General features: G+C 32.3%; 10 protein-coding genes and 1 pseudogene. 4 read left to right on the top strand and 7 right to left on the bottom strand.

Going from position 1 to position 14715, the window contains the following annotated elements; translation table 11 throughout:
- Positions 1-86: 86 nt before the first annotated feature.
- Genes Q0075_RS04495 through Q0075_RS04480 form a run of 4 tightly spaced genes read right to left on the bottom strand, consistent with a single transcriptional unit; the run spans position 87 to position 6520 of the window.
- Positions 87-1952, bottom strand: coding sequence for an OmpA family protein (locus Q0075_RS04495; RefSeq protein WP_297868471.1), 1866 nt, complete (start codon positions 1950-1952; stop codon positions 87-89).
- A 20-nt stretch (positions 1953-1972) separates the two neighbouring features.
- Positions 1973-2896 carry a type IX secretion system membrane protein PorP/SprF gene (locus tag Q0075_RS04490; protein ID WP_297868470.1) on the bottom strand — a complete coding sequence of 308 codons (924 nt, stop codon included), beginning with the start codon at positions 2894-2896 and terminating at the stop codon, positions 1973-1975.
- Between the two features lie 50 nt (positions 2897-2946).
- Positions 2947-6099 (bottom strand): gliding motility-associated C-terminal domain-containing protein, encoded by a 3153-nt coding sequence (locus Q0075_RS04485; RefSeq protein ID WP_297868469.1) that lies wholly within the window; start codon positions 6097-6099, stop codon positions 2947-2949.
- Between the two features lie 7 nt (positions 6100-6106).
- Positions 6107-6520 carry a hypothetical protein gene (locus Q0075_RS04480; RefSeq protein ID WP_297868468.1) on the bottom strand — a complete coding sequence of 138 codons (414 nt, stop codon included), beginning with the start codon at positions 6518-6520 and terminating at the stop codon, positions 6107-6109.
- A gap of 156 nt (positions 6521-6676) precedes the next feature.
- Here Q0075_RS04480 and folE point away from each other — a divergent pair, with 156 nt between their 5' ends.
- The 4 genes from folE to lgt all read left to right on the top strand — a co-directional run bounded on the left by folE (position 6677) and on the right by lgt (position 10387).
- Complete coding sequence (folE, locus tag Q0075_RS04475; protein ID WP_297868467.1) at positions 6677-7348, top strand: GTP cyclohydrolase I FolE; 672 nt, start codon at positions 6677-6679, stop codon at positions 7346-7348.
- Between the two features lie 61 nt (positions 7349-7409).
- Positions 7410-8894, top strand: a complete 1485-nt coding sequence (gene cysS, locus Q0075_RS04470; protein WP_297868466.1) for a cysteine--tRNA ligase — start codon at positions 7410-7412, stop codon at positions 8892-8894.
- A 45-nt stretch (positions 8895-8939) separates the two neighbouring features.
- Positions 8940-9197 carry a membrane protein insertion efficiency factor YidD gene (yidD, locus tag Q0075_RS04465; protein ID WP_297868465.1) on the top strand — a complete coding sequence of 86 codons (258 nt, stop codon included), beginning with the start codon at positions 8940-8942 and terminating at the stop codon, positions 9195-9197.
- Between the two features lie 257 nt (positions 9198-9454).
- Positions 9455-10387: a prolipoprotein diacylglyceryl transferase gene (lgt, locus tag Q0075_RS04460; protein WP_297868464.1), complete on the top strand. Its 933-nt coding sequence runs from the start codon at positions 9455-9457 to the stop codon at positions 10385-10387.
- Between the two features lie 145 nt (positions 10388-10532).
- Here the strand turns inward: lgt and Q0075_RS04455 are convergent, their stop codons facing one another.
- From Q0075_RS04455 to Q0075_RS04445, 3 genes and pseudogenes are all read right to left on the bottom strand, one after another.
- Complete coding sequence (locus tag Q0075_RS04455) at positions 10533-10676, bottom strand: hypothetical protein (RefSeq protein WP_297868463.1); 144 nt, start codon at positions 10674-10676, stop codon at positions 10533-10535.
- Positions 10677-10966: 290 nt separating this feature from the next.
- Positions 10967-13888 carry a protein translocase subunit SecDF gene (secDF, locus tag Q0075_RS04450; RefSeq protein WP_297868462.1) on the bottom strand — a complete coding sequence of 974 codons (2922 nt, stop codon included), beginning with the start codon at positions 13886-13888 and terminating at the stop codon, positions 10967-10969.
- 302 nt (positions 13889-14190) lie between these two features.
- Positions 14191-14715, bottom strand: a pseudogene (locus Q0075_RS04445) (malate dehydrogenase); the annotation flags it as partial.

Here is a 14715-nt window from a genome sequence, read left to right as displayed (position 1 = left end):
TTTAGTTAAGATTTTAAATAAAAATACTAATTAAATAAATAAACACTTAGTTCTTAATTAAAGAACTAAGTGTTTGTAAATATTTTTTACTTTTTCACAATTAAGAATTCACTTCTTCTATTTTGTGCATGCTCTTGTTCTGTACAAGGCTTACATTCAACTTTTGGTTCGCTCTCACCAAAACCTTGACCAGAAATTCTATCTTTAGATATACCTTTACTAACTAAATATTGAACTGTAGATTTTGCTCTTCTATCAGATAAATTAATGTTGTATTTATCACTTCCTCTACTATCAGTATGTGATTTAGCAAAAATAACCATCGTTGGATATTCATTCATAACGGCAACTAATTTATCTAACTCTGCTGCTCCTTCTGCAGTTATATTACTTTTATTAAATTCAAAATAAATAGGCTGTAATATTACTTCACGTTCTGTTATTATTGGCATAATTGGGTTCAATAATGCTTCAACTACAACTTGAGAATTTTCAGCTTTTGCAACTTCAAAAACTCCGCTTTCATAGCCTTGTTTAGACACCTGTGCACTATAAGAAGTGTAACATAAAACTCCTGAAGAAGATTCACCGTTAGCTAATGTTGTCTTATTTGAAACAGTTTTTTGTTTTTCATCAACTAATACTACAGTAGCCCCATCTATTACATTGCCAGATTTTGCGTCTTTCACTTTTACTAATACTTGAACGTTACATACTGGATTAGCTATATATATATTGTCCACACCATCACGATTACTAGAAAAGAAACCTACTTTCTTTGCAGCGTTAAATGTAAATGCAAAATCATCTTTAGAAGTATTTACTGGTTCCCCAACGTTAATTGGATCGGTCCCCTTATTTAAATCCATCATAAACACATCTAATCCTCCAAAACCTGTTTTACCGTTTGATGAGAAAAACAATACGTTCTCATCTGTTACAAATGGAAAACTTTCATTAGCTTCAGTATTTACTTTAGCTCCTAAATTTTCTGGAGTACCAAACTCATCCCCATTAACAGATACTTTCCATATATCTTCACCACCAAAACCACCAGGCATATTAGATGAAAAATACAAAGTCTTACCATCTTTACTTATACTTGGATTTCTTACAGAAAACTCTTTATTGTTAAAAGGAAGCGGTTTTATGTTCCCCCATTTATCACCTTCTTTTGAAGCTTTATACAAAAATATTTTACCAAACTTCGCCTTTTTTACTTTGTCTTTCACATATTCCTTTTCATTAAAACTTTCACTTCCATAGTAGATAGTGGTACCATCTTTAGTTATACTTACTGGACCATCATGCCATTTAGTATTTAAACTTTCAACTGCTAAAGCATCGCTAATTGTTCCATTAGCATTGTAAGTAGCTTTATAAATATCTAAATATGGCTCCTCGTTCCAACCATTATTTCTTCTTGAAGTGTTTCTGGCGCTTGAAAAATAAAAATTATTATCATTTGTAAGAACAGCACCAAAATCAGATTTATCACTACTAATATCTGACTTTGTTACATCATATAATTTAGATTGCCCTTTTAATTCTGGTAGATAATTAGGCTTACTTAAAAATGATTTAGCTCTTTGATCATTTGGCTGTAATTGAGCAAATTGTTGCATTTGCTTATCAGCTTCTTTAAAGTTCCCCTCTGCTTTTAACATTTGGGCATACTTATAATAAGTCTCAGCATCTTGTTTTTGTTCTACAACTTTAGCAAACCATTTTACAGCTTCTTTAGTATTAAAAACATTGTAATAACTTTCTGCCAATTGCTTATAAACATAATTGTCAGCCTTACTGCTTTCAGCTAGTTTTAAATATTCTTTAGCTGCGTCAACATATTCATATCTATCGAATAACTTATCAGCTACTTTGGTATATTGATTTTGTGCGCTTAGTATTCCACTAGCCAACACAAAACTTAATGTTACATATAATTTTTTCATTGGAATTTATTCGATTTAGGTTAGAAGAATCTTGGTGAACTCGATACTTTTCTTGGGAAATTCAAATCAAACAACAATATAATCTCATGTGAAGAAGGAGTTGTTACGTTCAAATCAGAAATAATATGATCATATGCATAACCTAATTTTAAATTAGGTGTTAATGCATAATTAACCATAGCACCGAAACTATCATCTAAACGATAAGTAGCTCCAACTTCAAACTTTTGATTAAATAAAAAATTTGATGATAAATCCAATGATGTTGGAGCTCCAAAGGCAGATTTCATCATAAAAAACGGTTTGAATTTCAAATTTTCATTAATATCAAATACATATCCTCCAGTTAAAAAATAGTGAGAAACTTCTGATCCGTATTCACGCCCATTAAAATCTAAATGCTTAGACTTCATAAGATTAGGAACAGACAAACCTAAATAATACTTGTTAGTATAATAGAAAAAACCAGATCCTATATTAAAATAAGAATTACTAGTATTTTCAGAAAATGCTGGATCATTAGCGTCAGGCAATGTAGGATATACATCGTCAAATAAACCAACTTTATGAAAAGTAAGACCTGTTTTAATCCCGAATGCTAATTTATGCTCACCACCTAAATTCAAGGTATAAGAAATATCAGCATAAACATTATTCTCCTCTACTGGACCAATTTTATCTTTAATAAATGATAAACCTAATCCTAAATTTTTACCAACAGGTGTATGTCCAAAAAAAGTTCCTGTCGTTGGTGCATCTTCAATATCTACCCATTGCTTTCTGTACAACAAACCCATTGATAAATTTTCTTTGCTACCAGCATATGCAGGATTCATAACACTCATATTATACATATATTGTGTATAATGTGGATCTTGCTGAGCCTGTAAATCAGACGAAAAGGATAACAACCCTATAATTGTTACTAAAAATAATTTTTTCATTATTTTTTATTTATATTTATAATAAGCTGAGCCTATTTATTATACTAATATTAATGTTCTCTGTTAATGTAAATCCAACCTGACTTAGTTTCTAAATCTGTAAAATCGATTACAAAATAATACGTTCCATCTGGCAAATCATTACCATTATCAGATTGACCGTGCCATTCATTTTCATAATTTGATTTAGAATAAACTTTAGTTCCATATCTGTTAAATATTTCCACTTTCTTAATATCAAAATTAGATAAATCCCAAACATCATTTTTGCCATCTCCGTTTGGTGAAATACCTTTTGGTATAGAACAAAACTGAACTGCAACTGTTGCAGAATTTGTTAAAGCTAAAGAACAGTTTCCATTGTTTATATTTAACAATTGAATTGAAACATTTGCACTTGAAGTTACAACTTCAACAACTCCAGAACCTTGCGTATTTAGTGTTATTTCTTGTTGGCTTCCACCATCAATTGAATAAGTAATTACATTATTAGGAGTTCCATTTAATACAAAAATTGCTCTTTCTCCTGAACAAACAAGAACATTTTCTACTGATAAAGTTGGCTCAGAAGGACTACTTAAAACATCTAAATTAGAAAAACTTGAAGATGTTAATGATGAACAAGTACCATCAGAAGAAACTAAAGTATAAGTTGTTCCAATATTCATTCCTAATATTAATCCTGTAGCATCTATTGAAGGACCACTTGGAGTAAAAGTATAATTCAACGAAGTATTATAATTAGAAACTGAAGAACTTCCTTGCTGAATACAAGTTGGTAAAACAGAAGAAATAATAGGAGTTGAAGGACTTGTTAACATAGCTGCAATTGAAAAAACAGATGAGTCTGGCGAAGAACAACTTCCATTACTTGCTGCAACAATATAATTAACACCTACAGACATTCCAGAAATAACACCTGATGAATTAACTGATGGACCAGGAGGAGTGAAAACGTAAGTTAAACCTGCTACATAATTTGTAATTGTTGCAACTCCATTTAATGAACAAGTAGGTGCAGCAACAGAAATAGTCGGAATAACTGGTATAGTTAATTGTAATGCATTTGTAAATGGAACTGAAGAAACTGATGTACAAACCCCATTATTAGAAACAACGGTATAACTAGTTCCTGTAACCATTCCAATGATTGCACCACCCGCGCCAACAGAAGGACCAGCTGGTGTAAATATATAAGTTAAACTTGAATTATAATTAGAAATTGTACTTGAACCATCTACAACACATGTTGGAGTCAATGTAGTTATAGTTGGTATAGCTGGTGTAACCAACATTGCATTAATACTAAAAGAAGAAGAAGCAATTGAAGTACAAGACCCATTCGAAGCAACAAGTGTATAATTAGTTCCAGGAACCATACCTGAAATAGCACCAGAGGCACCAACAGAAGGACCTGTTGGATTAAAAGTATAAGTTAATGATGCATCATAATTTGTTACTGTAGCTAATCCATTTGAAGCACATGTTTCAGATTGAACAGCAACAGTAGGTGTATTAGGTGTAGCTAATATTAAATTATTAACAAATGGTGATGAAGCTGCTGATGTACAGCTTCCAACAGTAGCTGTAACCGTGTATGATGTACCTATAGTCATTCCTGATATAAGTCCACCAGCTCCAACTGTAGGACCAGAGGGAGAAAACACATATGATGCTGCTGCATTATAATTGGTAATAGTACTTACACCATCAGAGGAGCAAGTTGGCAACGTCGTGCTAATAACAGGTACTGAAGGTATACTATTAACAACAATAGTACCATTTTGTGACAACTCAGGAGAACAACCCACTGTAGTTACTGTATAGTTAAACGTTCCCGTTTGAGTTGGCGTACCACTGATTGTAAAAGTATTAGAAGAAAAATTAGTAGTTAAACCTGATGGTAAACCTGAAACTGTTACATTAGTTACTGTGCCAGAAGTTGTATATAAAATATTAGTCAATGCATCTCCTTGACATATATTTTGATTGTTAGTTCCAGCTGGTGAAGACAAACTAATTGAACATGCTGTAGGAATACAATTTATAACTACATCAAAATATTGTTCAGAATTACTACATGAAGGATTTCCAAGATTTTCAACTCTGACATATATCGTTGTTGTAATACTAACAGTAAAGGCTGTAGGATCAACAATAAAATTACCATTTCCTGCAAAACAATCCCCTTCATCTAAATAGTATTTAATAACATAGTTAGATGGTAATGCTGGATTCAACATATCAAGTTCTACATCACGCAAATTAAACGTATGACTACAAGCACCGTTTGGAGCATTTAAATTATTTGGCGTATTAAGTATTGGTGGAGCTGCAAATCTGATTTCAACTTCATCAGTTGCAATATCAGAACATCCTGGTCTTGTTACACTTACAGACCATGTTCCGCTTTGATTTACCGTATAACTATTTGTAGTAGTTGTAGCCTGTAAATTTCCTCCTAAATACCATGAATAGGTAGGTGTACCCGGTGTCGTTGGAGCTTGGTTGAAATTTGCAATCAAAATATGACTCGTAATAAATTGACTACAAAATAATTGATCTGGACCTAAATTAACACCACATACAACATTACAAGAAATTTGACCTGATGTTGGAGTAACATTAATTTGATTGATTGTATAGGTACCTTGCTGAGTACTATAATTTGTTACTAATAACAAATAGGTTTCTCCGGCAATAGCATTAGGAAAATGAACAGTTTCATTAAAAGTTTGACTATAACTAGCATCTACTAAATTACAAGGACCTGTATAACCAACACTTGGATGATTATTTGCAGGATTAGTTTGAGCACTAAAACCAGACAAACTAGTACAAATTGTAGACAAATTGCTAGTTGAAAAGGGACCCCATAAGGCAAAATCAACATCAATTCCCGTACCAGACATATTAAACTGCTGTAAATTTAAATCTATAGGCCCTGATTGACCAATTTGAAATGTAAACCATGCTGGTCTAGGTGTTGAACCAAGTGAACCATTATTCCCATGACTTCCACTTCCACCACAAGCAGTTATTGAACCATAACCAGTTTGATTTCCACCTGGTGTTCCAGGATGTGTGTTATTGTAAGGACCACCTTGCCCAGAACACATTGCTGATGCGGTTGAACAATCTGGAGATTGTGCAAAGGCAAAACTTAAACTAAATAAAAAGAAAATTTTGTAAAATAATTTCATGATTTAACTATTTTAAAAATGATAAATAAGACCATTCAGAAACTTTTGTTTCTCCGTTTTCAACAGATAGTATTCTCCATTTAAAACATTTTGCTAGGAGATCTAAATGAATTAAGTCACGAAATCCACTCACCGTAAAATTATCTTCATTTAAAACATTAATTGTTTCCTTAAAATCAGAGGCATTTTCTCCATTAAAACAATCATAAATTGTTACAACTTCAATTGAAACCTTTTTATTGGTAATTTCTACATTAGAAAAATCCCAAGAAATCTTAACATTATCAATATAATTAAATTTTGAGTCTGGGTACTTTTCAAGTTTGACTCCTTTTAGAAGTGCATCATTAGCATTCAAATTAGTCTGAGAAAAACCGAATTGAAAAAACAAAAAGATGCCAAAAAGTAATACTTTTTTCATTTTTATAGTTTGATTATTAGTTTATAGAACCACAAATTTAACAAAAATTTAAAGCTATGCACTTTTTTTTTAATAATTAACATTTACAAATTATTTTTAAAGTTTATTATTTATCTTTGCAATACTTAAAATTGCTATTAAAATTAATTTTTCATAATGATACCAAACGAAGATTTTCAAGACGAAATAGGAAACGACCATATTGCTACAAGTGCTCAAACTCCTTTAAGAGATGATGCTTTTTCTATTTCCGATGATGAAAAAATTGTGTTGATAAAAAAAGATGTTGAACACATTTTAAACACATTAGGATTAGACTTAACTGACGACAGTTTAAAAGGAACACCTAATCGTGTGGCTAAGATGTTTGTAAAAGAAATCTTCGGCGGATTAAATCCAAATAAAAAACCAAGTTCTTCTACATTTGATAATAAATATAAGTATGGTGAAATGTTAGTTGAAAAAAACATAGTAGTGTATTCAACTTGCGAACATCATTTACTTCCCATTGTAGGTCGCGCTCATGTGGCTTATATATCTAATGGAACAGTTGTAGGTTTATCCAAAATGAATCGTATTGTAGATTACTATGCAAAACGCCCTCAAGTACAAGAGCGTTTAAATATTCAAATAGTTCAAGAGCTTCAAAAAGTACTAGGAACTGAAGACGTAGCGTGTGTGATTGATGCCAAACACTTATGCGTAAATTCTAGAGGAATTCGCGATATCGAAAGTAGTACTGTTACTGCTGAATTTGGCGGAAAATTCAAAGAAGATAAAGTTCGTAGAGAATTTTTAGACTATATAAAGTTAAATACACAGTTTTAATTTAGGATTCTAAAATCAGAATTTTAAGATAAGCTATCACAAATATTGAGCAATCACAAAAATGGAATTACATAAAAATCAAACGTTAAAAATATACAACACGCTTTCTAGTGAGAAAGAAACCTTTACTCCTATTCATGAAGGAAATATTGGCATGTATGTTTGTGGCCCTACTGTTTACAGCAATGTGCACTTAGGAAATGTACGTACGTTTATGAGTTTTGATGTGATTTTTCGTTATTTACAACATTTAGATTATAAAGTTAGATACGTTAGAAACATTACCGATGCCGGACATTTAACCGATGATGGTGATGTGGATAACGACCGTTTTGTAAAACAATCTCGCTTGGAGAAACTGGAACCTATGGAAATTGTACAGAAATATACGGTGGATTTTCACAAGGTTTTGGATATATTTAATTTTCTTCCTCCAACGATTGAACCAACTGCAACGGGACATATTTTAGAGCAAATTGAGTTAACTCAAAAATTAATTGATACTGGATTTGCCTACGAAAGCAATGGTTCGGTTTATTTTGATGTGTTTGCTTACAACCAAAAAGGAATGAATTATGGCGAATTGAGTAACCGTAACATCGAAGAACTTTTTGCTAACACACGCGATTTAGACGGGCAAAGTGAAAAGAAAAATCCACAAGATTTTGCACTTTGGAAAAACGCTTCTCCAGCACACATTATGCGTTGGAATTCGCCTTGGGGTGAAGGTTTTCCGGGTTGGCATTTAGAGTGTACAGCAATGAGCACCAAATACTTGGGCGAAACCTTTGATATTCACGGTGGTGGAATGGATTTGAAATTCCCACATCATGAGTGTGAAGTAGCGCAAGGAAAAGCTTGTAACGGACATTCGCCTGTGAATTTTTGGATGCACACTAATATGTTAACCATGAACGGTTTGCGCATGAGTAAATCGACAGGAAATTATATTCTTCCGATGGAATTGGTTACGGGTGAAAATACGTTTTTTGAAAAACCATTTGCACCAAATATTGTACGCTTTTGTTTCTTACAAGCGCATTACAGAAGTGTTTTAGATATTTCAAACGATGCGATGTTGGCTAGCGAAAAAGGATATTCTCGTTTGATGGAATCGTATAAGCTAATTCCGATGTTGAAAGCTAGTACTACTTCTACTTTAGATATTGCAAGTTGGAAGCAAAGTTGTTATGATGCGATGAATGACGATTTTAACACTCCGATTTTAATTGCCCAATTGTTTGAAGGTGCTCGTTATATTAATTTGGTAAACGACGGAAAAGAATCGTTAACTTTGGAAGATATTCAACTTTTAGAAAATACCATTTCAAGTTTCTTATTTGATGTATTGGGAATTAGCAATGAAGCTTCAGGAAATTCAAATACCACAGAAAAATTAAGCGGTGTAGTGGATATGTTAATCGGCATGCGAAACGAAGCTAGAGCGAACAAAAACTTTGCTTTATCGGATCAAATTCGCGACCAATTATTAGCTTTAGGCATTCAATTAAAAGACGGAAAAGAAGGAACTAGTTTTACCTTTTAACAATACAAAGAATCTCAATTGAGGTTCTTTTTTTAATCAATACTTATGTATAGCCAACACCAATCGAAATATCCAAAAACAGTCAAACAATGGTTAGTATACCCATTAGTTTTATTGGTGCGATTTTATCAGGCTGGCATCTCTCCTTTTACACCGGCTACTTGTCGATTTGAACCTACGTGTTCTACATATACCATTCAAGCTTTGCAAAAACATGGTTTGTTTAAAGGTGGCTGGTTAGCTTTGAAACGCATTTTTAGTTGTCATCCTTGGGGAAGAAGCGGTTATGATCCAGTGCCTTGATTTTATTACACAGAGGTTCGCAGAGCTTTTTTTGACTTTGTTTGAGTTTAATAGAGATTCACAGAGCGTTTTGCTATTCTAATTTTTAAAATTATTTAAATTTCTTTAATCTGTGTTCCTGATTATTTGCTTCAGGTTTCAGGTTTGAAATTGATTTTTGAAATTGTCATTGTTCTTGAAAAAATTTCTTATCGGAATTTTAACAAGTTTCCCAATAATAATATTTATTTTTACGCTTTAATCAGAAACAAAAAATTATGATTCACGCACTCAATATGGTTTGGAATCCTTCTGAAGGGATTGATTTAGGATTTTTCATGTTACGTTTTTACAGCCTTTCTTGGGTATTGGCTTTTGGATTAGGTTGGTATGTAATGAAACCTATTTTTTTAAGAGAAAACGAATCGGTAGAATCTTTAGATAAGTTATTTGTTTACACTTTGGTAGCCACTATGTTGGGAGCTCGATTGGGACATGTAATTTTTTATCAACCAGAATTATTTAATCAAGACCCGTTGAGTATTTTATTACCAATTAGCACCAAACCTACATTACATTTCACTGGTTTTGCTGGATTAGCGAGTCATGGTGCGGCAATTGGAATTATTATAACCATGTTTTACATCCAAAGAAGAGTAATCAAACGTTCATTTTTATGGATTTTAGACCGAATTGTAATTCCAGTTTCATTAGGTGCGATTTTTATTCGTTTAGGAAATTTTTTCAACTCAGAAATAGTAGGAACTGAAACTACTTCAGCTTTCGGAATTAAGTTTTTAAGAGATAAATATAGTGCAAACGATGCTATGCAAATAACACAAATTGGAGATAAAAACGAAGCCTACAGTGCTATTACTAACAACCCTCAATTTGCAGAATATTTAGCTGCTGTAACCCCAAAACATCCAGCACAATTATACGAAGCTATTTGTTATGTTTTTGTTTTTGCTATTTTGATGTTTTTATATTGGAAAACAGAAGCAAGAAACAAAGCGGGTTACTTATTTGGATTGTTTTTAATTTTACTTTGGTCAATACGTTTTGTGGTGGAATTTGTTAAGGAAAGTCAAGGTGGATTTGAGCAATATCCAATATTCAATGCCTTTTCCACGGGGCAATGGCTGAGTATTCCGTTTATATTTATTGGAATTTACTTTGTTTGGAAAGCAAAAGAAGTTAAAGAAGCTTAATGAAATAATACATACAAAAAGGCGGTTAGAAATACTAACCGCCTTTTTTATTTTTGCTTTTCAATTACAATCCCAACACCGAGAACATTCGGTAAATAAGGCCCTGCAAACTTACTTTTGACAGCCACTTTATATTTTCCTTTTTCTAGGTTTTTATGGTTTGAAAAACATCACAAATATCACCAGAACAATCACCTAAATCCTTTCCAGAATCATCAATTAGTTTAATTGTAACAGGAAGCATTTCCATTTCACCATCAGGAACCTTAATTTCGACTTCTAAAGGCACTTCTTCAAACTGAAACCCAATGCATGACCGAAATGAAGTTTCAAGTCACAAATACCTTCTGATTTCGTATTTTCGAATTCAAACACTCTAACATCAGATGCATTTCAACGATTATTATCAAAATTGGAATCAAAATCATGATAGACTTTGTTCTTATTACAGGACAAGAACACAAACAATAGCGTAATCAAAACAAATTTAATTTTCATAAGTATCAATTCTAGAAATATAAATATATAAAAAAAGTCCTGAAACAAATCAGGACTTTCTTATATGTTGAAACTAATTGATTAGTCTTCTTTTTTAAATTCAGCCATTCTACGACCTTCTTTTTCACCAATTGTATCTTGCATTACCGGAGTTGCAATGAACAATGAAGAATAAGTTCCTACTAAGATACCTACTAAGATAGCAAATACGAAACCTCTAATCGTTTCACCTCCAAAGATGAAGATAGCTACTAATACCACTAAAGTTGTAGCAGATGTGTTGATAGTTCTACTTAATGTAGTATTTAACGCTTTGTTTACTAATCCTTTGAAATCTGGTGATGAATTGTAATCTAAGTACTCACGAACTCTATCAAATACAATTACCGTATCATTCAACGAGTAACCAATTACCGTTAGGATAGCAGCGATAAATGCTTGGTCAATCTCCATGTTGAATGGTAAAATTGTATAGAAGAAAGAGAAAATACCTAATACAATGATTGTATCGTGAGCAACTGCAATTACAGCTGAGAAACCAAACTGCCATTTACGGAAACTAATCATTAAGTAAACAAATACTACAAATAATGAACCTAAAACTGCCCATAAAGAGTTTGTTTTAATATCTTTAGAAATAGTACCAGTAACTTTTGCAGATGATAAAATACCTACTTTTTTACCTTCATAAAGATTTGCAAATTTATCATAAGTTAAATCAGCTGGTAAATATTTCTTTAAACCTTCGTATAATTTTTGGTTTACTTCTTTATCTACTCCTTCACCTTCTTCGTCAACTTTATACTTGGTAGTGATTTTTAACTGGTCGTTTCCACCATAAACTTTTGCTTCAGCACTTCCGAAAACAGCTACTAAATCAGCCGTTACATCTGGAGCAGAAACTGGTTTATCAAAACGTACTTGATAAGTTCTACCTCCAACAAAATCAACACCTTGATTTAATCCTTTAGTTGCTAATGAGAAAATACTCAATGCTACTAAAATACCTGAAACCACATAAGCAATTTTCTTTTTCCCTAAGAAATCGATATTTAAATTTTTAAACCAAGTCTTAGTTAATGAAGTTGAATATGCTAATTTTTCATTTCTGCTTAAACTCCAATCTAAGAACATTCTAGTTACAAAAACGGCTGTTATAACAGAAGTTATAATACCAATTAATAATGTAGTAGCAAAACCTTGAATTGGTCCTGTACCAAATACTAATAAAATAATTGCAGTAATTGCAGTAGTAACGTTAGCATCAATAATAGATGACATCGCACCTTTCCAAGTGAAAGCATAATCAGTAGCTTCTTGAACTGATTTACCATTATCTAATTCTTCTTTAGCTCTTTCAAAGATGATTACGTTAGCATCTACCGCCATACCAATTGTTAATACGATACCCGCAATACCTGGTAATGTTAATACAGCACCAAAACTTGCTAATGTTCCAAAAATGAACAAAATGTTTACTAATAAAGCTAAGTTTGCATAGAATCCTGATTTACCATAGTAAACTAACATCCATAATAATACTAATGCGAAACCAATAACGAAAGACAACATACCATTATCGATAGCTTCTTGACCTAATGATGGCCCTACCACTTCTGACTGAACGATTTCTGCAGCAGCTGGTAATTTACCTGCTCTTAAAATGTTTGCTAAGTCTTTTGTTTCTTCAATTGTGAAGTTTCCAGAAATTTCTGATTGACCTCCAGTAATTGCTCCTTTACTTACACCAGGTGCAGAGTAAACAATATTATCTAATACAATTGCAATTGCATTTCCTTGTTGCGAAACGGCTCCTGTTATTTGTTCCCATTTTCTAGCACCATTTCCATTCATTTGCATTGAAACAGCAGGTTTACCTAATTGATCAAAAGTATCTCTTGCATCAACAATTACACCACCACTTAATGGCGCAACATTATCTCTTGTTCCTTTTAAAGCATATAATTCAGTAACTTCAGGTGTTTTTGCATTAGTTTTTCCCCAAGCAAATCTTACATTAGCCAAATTAGCTGGTAATAAAGCCTTGATATCATCTCTTTTTAAATACCCATTAATAACTGCCGTATCTTTTGTAGCAAAACTTCCTATGTAAGGCGAACCTTGCATACCTGGAGCAACCATTTTACCTAAAAAAGGACTGTTTTTTGAAGCAATAGTATCTGCTTTATCTGTTAATAACGAATCGATTCCTGAAGTTTTTACAGGCGCAGCTTTAACAGCTACTTCTGTTTTCTTTAATGCCTCATCAACCGACATTAAGTATTGACCTACTTCTTCAACTTTATAAGTTTCCCAGAACTCTAATTGAGCCGTACTTTGTAATAATTTTTTAATACGATCAACATCTTTTGCTCCTGGTAATTCAACTAATATTCTACCAGATTTTCCTAATAATTGAATATTAGGTTGAGTAACTCCAAATTTATCTATACGTTCTCTTAATACTTTGAAAGCACTTTCTACCGATTCTTGAACTTTTTGTTTGATAATAGGCTCAACTTGTTTGTTAGTCATATCAAACTTAATAACCTCATCTAAGTTTCTGTTTCCAAAAACATCAGCAGCTGATAATCTTACATTAGCAGCATTGGCTGCCACAAAGAAAGCATCAATATAATCTTGATTTCCTTGTTGGTTTGCTTTTGCATCAGCAAGTGCTTTATTGAAAGCTGGATTCTTAGAATCATTAGCCAATCCTTTTAAAACATCTTTAACTGAAATTTGAAGAATAACGTTTAATCCTCCTTCTAAGTCAAGACCTTTGTTGATTTGGTTATTAGTAACTTCTTTGTAAGTATGACCTAAGTATACTTCTTCTTTACCGATAGAATCTAAATAGCGTAATTCTTTAGCTGTATCACCTTTTGCAAAAGCTTTTGCATCAGAAACAATACTATTCGCTACGAAAGTAAAAGAAAGCTGGTATACACATACCAAAGCAAAGATAATTGTGAAAAATTTAATAAGTCCTCTATTCTGCATTATTCTAAAATTTATTTATTCTATTTTATAAAAACGGACAAATATATAATTTACAATAGGATTTAGCAATTTTATTTTCGATTAAAGTAACCTTTTTACCTAAGTTTCACTAAAAAAACACATTATTCCTTAAAAATGAAATACTTGCAACATAAAAAAGTATTTCACAAAACAGAAAATATTGTTAAAAACTCGAATTTTTAGCAAAAAAGAACTACCAAAAATATTATTTTAAAAATGATTATAACAAAAAAAAACTGCCAATTACTTGACAGTTTTTCAATTTTTATTTTGATGTAAAATTACAATACTGATTTCAAATCAGCATTCATGTTGCGAACTGCATCTGCACTCTTAGCAAACAATGCTTTTTCAACATCATTTAATTGTACATCAACGATTTTTTCAACTCCATTTTTACCAATAATACATGGAACTCCCATACAAATATCTTCTTGTCCGTACTCGCCTTCTAAAAATACTGAACATGGAATCATACGTTTTTGATCATTTAAGATACTGTCTACTAAATAAGCCACAGAAGCTCCTGGTGCATACCATGCTGAAGTCCCTAACAAACCTGTTAAAGTAGCGCCACCCACCATAGTATCAGCAGCTACTTTATCTAACTCTGCTTGAGACAAGAAATTAGAAACTGGAACACCGTTGTAAGATGCTAAACGTGTTAATGGAATCATAGTAGTATCACCGTGACCTCCAATTACCATACCTTGAACATCATTAGCTGGTTTGTCTAATGCTTTTGATAAATAATATTTGAAACGAGAACTATCTAAAGCTCCACCCATTCCAATTACTCTGTTTTT

Source organism: uncultured Flavobacterium sp. (assembly GCF_937967675.1).
Lineage (GTDB): Bacteria > Bacteroidota > Bacteroidia > Flavobacteriales > Flavobacteriaceae > Flavobacterium.
Note: the sequence above shows the minus strand (reverse complement) of the source record. Positions and strands in the feature narration are given on the sequence as shown.

What these genes read in the sequence shown, in the direction of transcription:
- Q0075_RS04495 (WP_297868471.1), bottom strand. Translation starts at nt 1,952, where the DNA reads ATGAAAAAATTATATGTAACATTAAGTTTTGTGTTGGCTAGTGGAATA.
- folE (WP_297868467.1), top strand. Translation starts at nt 6,677, where the DNA reads ATGATACCAAACGAAGATTTTCAAGACGAAATAGGAAACGACCATATT.
- lgt (WP_297868464.1), top strand. Translation starts at nt 9,455, where the DNA reads ATGATTCACGCACTCAATATGGTTTGGAATCCTTCTGAAGGGATTGAT.
- yidD (WP_297868465.1), top strand. Translation starts at nt 8,940, where the DNA reads ATGTATAGCCAACACCAATCGAAATATCCAAAAACAGTCAAACAATGG.
- cysS (WP_297868466.1), top strand. Translation starts at nt 7,410, where the DNA reads ATGGAATTACATAAAAATCAAACGTTAAAAATATACAACACGCTTTCT.
- Q0075_RS04480 (WP_297868468.1), bottom strand. Translation starts at nt 6,520, where the DNA reads ATGAAAAAAGTATTACTTTTTGGCATCTTTTTGTTTTTTCAATTCGGT.
- Q0075_RS04485 (WP_297868469.1), bottom strand. Translation starts at nt 6,099, where the DNA reads ATGAAATTATTTTACAAAATTTTCTTTTTATTTAGTTTAAGTTTTGCC.
- secDF (WP_297868462.1), bottom strand. Translation starts at nt 13,888, where the DNA reads ATGCAGAATAGAGGACTTATTAAATTTTTCACAATTATCTTTGCTTTG.
- Q0075_RS04490 (WP_297868470.1), bottom strand. Translation starts at nt 2,896, where the DNA reads ATGAAAAAATTATTTTTAGTAACAATTATAGGGTTGTTATCCTTTTCG.